This window comes from Enterobacter sp. C6 (assembly GCF_008122455.1).
In the GTDB taxonomy this organism is placed as follows: Bacteria; Pseudomonadota; Gammaproteobacteria; order Enterobacterales; family Enterobacteriaceae; genus Enterobacter; species Enterobacter pseudoroggenkampii.
In genome coordinates this window covers 1-2,873 of record NZ_QPFW01000065.1, presented here as the reverse complement: position 1 = coordinate 2,873, position 2,873 = coordinate 1, and the positions used below count along the sequence as shown (strand labels likewise).

Genomic DNA, 2,873 nt, shown 5'->3' with positions numbered 1-2,873 from the left:
GCCAGAACACGCAGCTCGGATTTGACTGGCCGGCTGAGGCGGTGGTCGGTATGGGGCGAGCGCCCTGGACCCGCACGCCAGAAGCGTCGGTTGTTGAGGAGGTTATGGCCATCACCGGCTGTTTACCGCTGGCGGGCAGGCAGTTTGCCGCACTCTCCGGCGGCGAGCAGCAGCGCATTCAGCTCGCCCGCGCGCTGGCTCAGCTCTGGTGCGACGGTGCCCCGCGCGGCTGGCTGTTCCTTGATGAACCCACCTCTGCGCTGGATCTCTATCACCAGCAGCATCTCCTGCGCCTGCTGAAATCCCTGACCAGCCGGGGACATCTGCACGTGTGCGCGGTGCTGCACGACCTCAACCTGGCGGCGCTGTGGGCGGACCGCATCCTGCTGCTGCATGGCGGCACAATCGTGTCCCAGGGAGCACCGGAAACCGTTTTGCAGGCCGATGCGCTGGCGCGCTGGTACGGCGCACAGGTTCACGTCGGCAGGCATCCGGCTCACGCCGCGCCGCAGGTGTTTCTCGCCCCTTAATCGGGCTGGTAAAAATCCTTCAGCGTTTCCAGCAGGGCATGCGCCGCTTTTGAAAGCTGCGTGTGCCCGGGATGGATCACTCCGATACACTTTTCAATGGGCGGACTGTCCAGCGGAATACAGACCGCGCCCAGCGACGCCATCTGCGTCTTGCACAGCGCCGGTACGGCGCTGCCGCCCAGCCCGCTTGCGACCATCCGCCCGACCGTCACCAGCTGATGGCTCTCCAGCGCGACGTCCAGCTTTCTGCCGCTTCGCGCCAGCTCCTCTTCCATCATCAGACGCACCGCAGAGGGGCGCTGCAGGGTGATGAAATCCAGCGTCAGCAGCGCTTCCCATGTCAGGCGTTTTTTGCCCGCCAGCGGGGAATCTTTCGGCACAATGGCCACAAACTGGTCGAGGCCCAGCGGGGTAAACAGCAGGTTGTGCGTGGGCGCGGGCTCAAAGGCGATGCCCATCTCGACCCGCCCTTCCCGCACCATCTCAATCACCTGCTCGTTAATCACGTCATGCACGGTGACGTTGATCCCGGCATGGCGATCGCGAAACGCTTTTAGCACCTCGGGCAGAACATTCGCGGCAAACGACGGCATCGCCGCGACCGAGATTTTACCGCGCTGCAGGGTAAAGCACTGGTGCATCGCCTCTTCGACGTTATCCCAGTCGGCAAGCAGCTGCCGCGCCATCGGCAAAAACGTCTCGCCCTCCTGCGTCAGCGCGACCTTGCGCGTGCTCCGCTGCAGCAGCGGTCCGCCCAGCGCATCCTCCAGCGCTTTAATCGTCAGGCTCAGGGCCGGCTGGGAGAGATTCAGCCGTTCGCTGGCGTGGGCGAAATTCAGAGTGTGAGCTACCGCTAAAAACGCGCGTAACTGTTTGACACTCATTCTCATTTTTCATCCTGTTAACTAATTGAAAAAATTTAGTTAACAGGAAATTAATAAAAAAACCAAATGAGTGGGTCACAAATTCAAAATTAACAAATGAGTCGCCGCCCCTAATGATACCGCCACGGTTAAGAGGAGGAATGACGATGGCGGGACTGGATAAGCGCGTCGACAGCTATGCGCAGGCGCTGGATGGGCTGACGGACGGGATGACTTTGCTGGCGGGCGGCTTCGGCCTGTGCGGGATTCCGGAGAACCTGATTGCAGAGGTCAGACGCCGTCAGGTGAAAGATCTGACGGTGGTATCAAACAACTGCGGCGTGGACGGTTTCGGTCTCGGGCTCCTGCTCGAAACGCGGCAGGTTCGCAAAGTAGTGGCCTCTTACGTCGGCGAGAATGCGCTGTTCGAGCGGCAGGTGCTGAGCGGTGAACTGGAGATTGAACTCACGCCTCAGGGCACGCTGGCGGAAAAGGTGCGCGCGGGCGGCGCGGGCATTCCGGCATTTTACACGGCCACCGGCTATGGCACGCCCGTGGCTGCCGGCAAAGACGTGCGCCAGTTTGCCGGTAAGCATTACATCCTTGAAGAGGCCATTACCGGTGATTTCGCGCTGATCAAGGGCTGGAAAGCGGACTGGTACGGCAACGTCGTCTACCGGCATACCGCGCAAAACTTTAATCCGCTGATGGCAACGGCGGGCAGGATAACGGTCGTCGAGGTGGAAGAGATTGTTCCCCCGGGCGAGCTGCCCCCGTCGGCCATTCATACCCCGGGCATTTACGTCGACAGGCTGATTGTCGGCCAGTTTGAAAAACGCATTGAACAGCGCACGCTGCGCGCGGAAGGAGTGTGACGATGTTAACCCGTGAACAGATGGCCATGCGCGTCGCCCGCGAGCTGCGCGACGGGTATTACGTCAACCTGGGGATTGGTATCCCTACCCTGGTGGCGAACTACATTCCGGAAGGAATGGACGTGATGCTCCAGTCGGAAAACGGACTGCTGGGGATGGGGGCTTTTCCTGACGAGCAGAGCCTCGACGCCGACATGATCAACGCCGGTAAACAGACCGTGACCGCACGGACAGGCGCGGCCATTTTCGACTCGGCCCAGTCGTTTGCCATGATCCGCGGTGGCCATGTTGACCTGACCGTGCTGGGCGCGTTTGAGGTGGACGTCGAGGGCAATATCGCCTCGTGGATGATCCCCGGAAAGATGGTGAAGGGCATGGGCGGCGCGATGGATCTCGTCGCCGGGGCGCAGAACATCATTGTGGTAATGACCCACGCGTCAAAAAACGGTGAATCAAAGCTGCTGTCGCGCTGCACGCTGCCGCTCACGGGCGCGGGCTGCATCCGCCGGGTCTTAACCGACCTCGCGCTGCTCGAGATCGCGGACGGCGCGTTCATCCTGCGGGAATACGCCCCCGGCGTCAGTATCGACGACATTGCGGCTAAG

General features: G+C 61.3%; 4 protein-coding genes. 3 read left to right on the top strand and 1 reads right to left on the bottom strand.

Annotated features, from left to right (window positions below):
- The coding region (hmuV, locus tag DOU50_RS00555) for a hemin ABC transporter ATP-binding subunit (protein ID WP_148768497.1) at positions 1 to 530 on the top strand (530 nt) is incomplete at its 5' end.
- Here hmuV and DOU50_RS00550 read toward each other — a convergent pair.
- Positions 527 to 1,420 carry a LysR family transcriptional regulator gene (locus tag DOU50_RS00550; protein WP_194266105.1) on the bottom strand — a complete coding sequence of 298 codons (894 nt, stop codon included), beginning with the start codon at positions 1,418 to 1,420 and terminating at the stop codon, positions 527 to 529. The genes hmuV and DOU50_RS00550 overlap by 4 nt on opposite strands.
- A gap of 140 nt (positions 1,421 to 1,560) precedes the next feature.
- Here DOU50_RS00550 and DOU50_RS00545 point away from each other — a divergent pair, with 140 nt between their 5' ends.
- Together DOU50_RS00545 and DOU50_RS00540 are read left to right on the top strand one after the other, a co-directional pair.
- Positions 1,561 to 2,268 (top strand): CoA transferase subunit A, encoded by a 708-nt coding sequence (locus DOU50_RS00545; RefSeq protein ID WP_048991574.1) that lies wholly within the window; start codon positions 1,561 to 1,563, stop codon positions 2,266 to 2,268.
- A 2-nt stretch (positions 2,269 to 2,270) separates the two neighbouring features.
- Positions 2,271 to 2,873, top strand: a 603-nt coding sequence (locus DOU50_RS00540; RefSeq protein WP_148768495.1) for a 3-oxoacid CoA-transferase subunit B, incomplete at its 3' end; no start/stop codon positions are given.

Coding starts and splice junctions, on each gene's coding strand:
- DOU50_RS00550 (WP_194266105.1), bottom strand. CDS start 1,420: ATGAGAATGAGTGTCAAACAGTTACGCGCGTTTTTAGCGGTAGCTCAC.
- DOU50_RS00545 (WP_048991574.1), top strand. CDS start 1,561: ATGGCGGGACTGGATAAGCGCGTCGACAGCTATGCGCAGGCGCTGGAT.